This window comes from Acinetobacter sp. YH12201, from assembly GCF_013418145.1.
In the GTDB taxonomy this organism is placed as follows: Bacteria; Pseudomonadota; Gammaproteobacteria; order Pseudomonadales; family Moraxellaceae; genus Acinetobacter.
On record NZ_VPCP01000159.1, the window covers coordinates 1 to 2,315 of the forward strand.

The following is a 2,315-nucleotide window of genomic DNA, read 5'->3' on the forward strand; positions in this document are numbered from 1 at the left end:
CTTTAGATATTTGTTTAAGATGAGATGTAACTCATTGAAATGTGTCATCATATTCGTCGTCAGAAAACAAGTATTATGCCATTATTTCAATGAGTTATCTTTTTTTGTCGTGTACAAAGAAAATTTACAGTATTTCAAATAGAAGCTATAACCTTAAATTCATGTGAGCAAATGCTTACAAAACGAAGTAAAAATCACCCGATACTTATTAACAAAAATTCCAGATCATCTTTCTCCAGGAACAATTGGGAACAGTAAATAAAGAAAATTCCATGCTCAATCAACTTATAATCACATATATTTCTCGTCCCAAACCATCCTTGAAATATTTAAAAAACCAATAAAAAACAGATTTCGAGAAAAATTATTATTTGATGATGCCATTAAAACTTCATTTTATTCTGCTATCTTTTGAGCAGAACAATGCATGACAATTACCCTATTTTATTAATTAAATTTTCAGCCGCTATGGTTGGGGTCAGGAGTATCGAATGAACAGGATCCATAAAATTTCTATCTTTGCAGCAAGTTCAGCTGTTGCTGTCCTGGCTTATGCGGTAAGCACACCATCGAATAAAGCTGCTACAACAGCAGTAAAACAAGATCAAGTACTGACCAACCAACAAGTTTCCACACCCAGCACAACGACAGCAAACTCTTCACCGACCGTATTAGCACCCACATTGACCAGCACGACAACAGCTTCACCCATCAAGAACCAGTATATTGTAGTACTCCAAACGGGTTCAGATCTCCCTGCACAAGCTGCTGCAGCAATAGCAAAACAGCATGGGGGGCAAGTTTTATTTACGTATAATCGGGCGATTCGTGGTTTTGCCGTACGTATTCCAGAACAGGCTACGTCAGCTTTCCTTACGGCTATGCAGAAAAATCCGCAAGTCAGTTATGTAGAAGAAGATACTCTAATGCAGGCCAATACAATCACGCAAAGTAATCCTGTATGGGGTCTGGATCGTATTGACCAGCACAATTTGCCACTAAGCAAATCATTTAGTTATAACAAAACCGGTTCTGCGGTGAATGCCTATATTGTCGATACCGGTATTTTAGCCTCACATCAGGAATTTAACGGTCGTGTACAAACCGGTTATTCTGCAATTGCCGATAACAATGGCACCAATGACTGTAACGGCCACGGTACACATGTAGCTGGCACTGTAGGTGGCAGTACGTATGGAATCGCAAAAAATGTGGGCTTGGTACCTGTACGGGTACTCGATTGTGCAGGCTCAGGTGCTATGAGTGGTGTGATTGCCGGACTGGACTGGATTATTCAAAATGGTCGCAAACCCGCAGTGGTGAATATGTCTCTCGGTGGCAGTGCCTATAGTACCCTCGATACTGCTATAGATAACCTGTTTAATAACGGCTATGTACCAGTGGTTGCTGCAGGCAATGCAAATACCGATGCATGTACCAGCTCTCCTGCTCGCGCAGGCAAAGCCATTACCGTTGCTGCCACAGATTCAACCGATACCCGTGCCAGCTACTCGAACTATGGCAGTTGTGTCGATCTTTTCGCTCCAGGCAGTCAGATTACCTCTGCTTGGATTGGTAGCAATAGCTCGGCAGCAACTGCCAGCGGAACCTCAATGGCTTCGCCACATGTTGCAGGCGTAGTTGCGACACTACTGGAAAATAACAGTACTGCAACACCGCAAAGTATTACTGATCAACTACTCAACCAAAGCACTATAAATCTGATTCAAAATCCGATGGGTAGCCCAAACCGATTGCTCTATAGCTTGGTAGACACACAGACCATCACCCCAGTACCAAGCATTATTGCGCATATCAGCAAAATTAATGCAACAACACTACGTTATCGTAACGGTACATGGCGTGCCAATGTGACCATTTCTGTGGTCGACAGTAATAACCTTGCCGTGCCGAATGCAACAGTAACCGGCGGTTTCTCTGTAGGTGGAAGCAATCTTAACTGCACGACAAACAGCTTGGGACAATGCCAAATCAATAGCGGCACCATCAAAAGTGCAACGCAGGCTACCTTTAACGTCAACAATATTGGTGGCAGTAACCTGACCTATGCAGCCAGCAGTAATTTGGTAAGCTCGATTACTATTTAACCCTAGTTACGGATAAGCTAAATTTCTAACGACATGAATTTTTGGCTTATTCTTCTGACAGAGTTGATAAGCACATAAACATGAAAATATGCCTGCTAGAAAACCGGAAATAGTCCGATGTTTACTGCTTACTAAATGGTATTTTTCTTTCAATAAGCCAATTAACGTTTCAATTTTTTTCGCTGTCTCAAGTGGTATTCATCAGAA

1 protein-coding gene and 1 pseudogene are annotated in these 2,315 nt (G+C 41.8%); one reads left to right on the forward strand and one right to left on the reverse strand.

Annotated features, from left to right (window positions below; translation table 11 throughout):
- Window positions 1-491: 491 nt before the first annotated feature.
- Window positions 492-2,108, forward strand: coding sequence for a S8 family peptidase (locus FTU91_RS16175; RefSeq protein ID WP_180082841.1), 1,617 nt, complete (start codon window positions 492-494; stop codon window positions 2,106-2,108).
- Window positions 2,109-2,114: 6 nt separating this feature from the next.
- On the opposite strand, the pseudogene FTU91_RS16180 reads toward FTU91_RS16175, so the two are convergent.
- Window positions 2,115-2,315 (reverse strand): annotated as a pseudogene (locus FTU91_RS16180) (IS982 family transposase); the annotation flags it as partial.

What these genes read in the sequence shown, in the direction of transcription:
- FTU91_RS16175 (WP_180082841.1), top strand. Translation starts at nt 492, where the DNA reads ATGAACAGGATCCATAAAATTTCTATCTTTGCAGCAAGTTCAGCTGTT.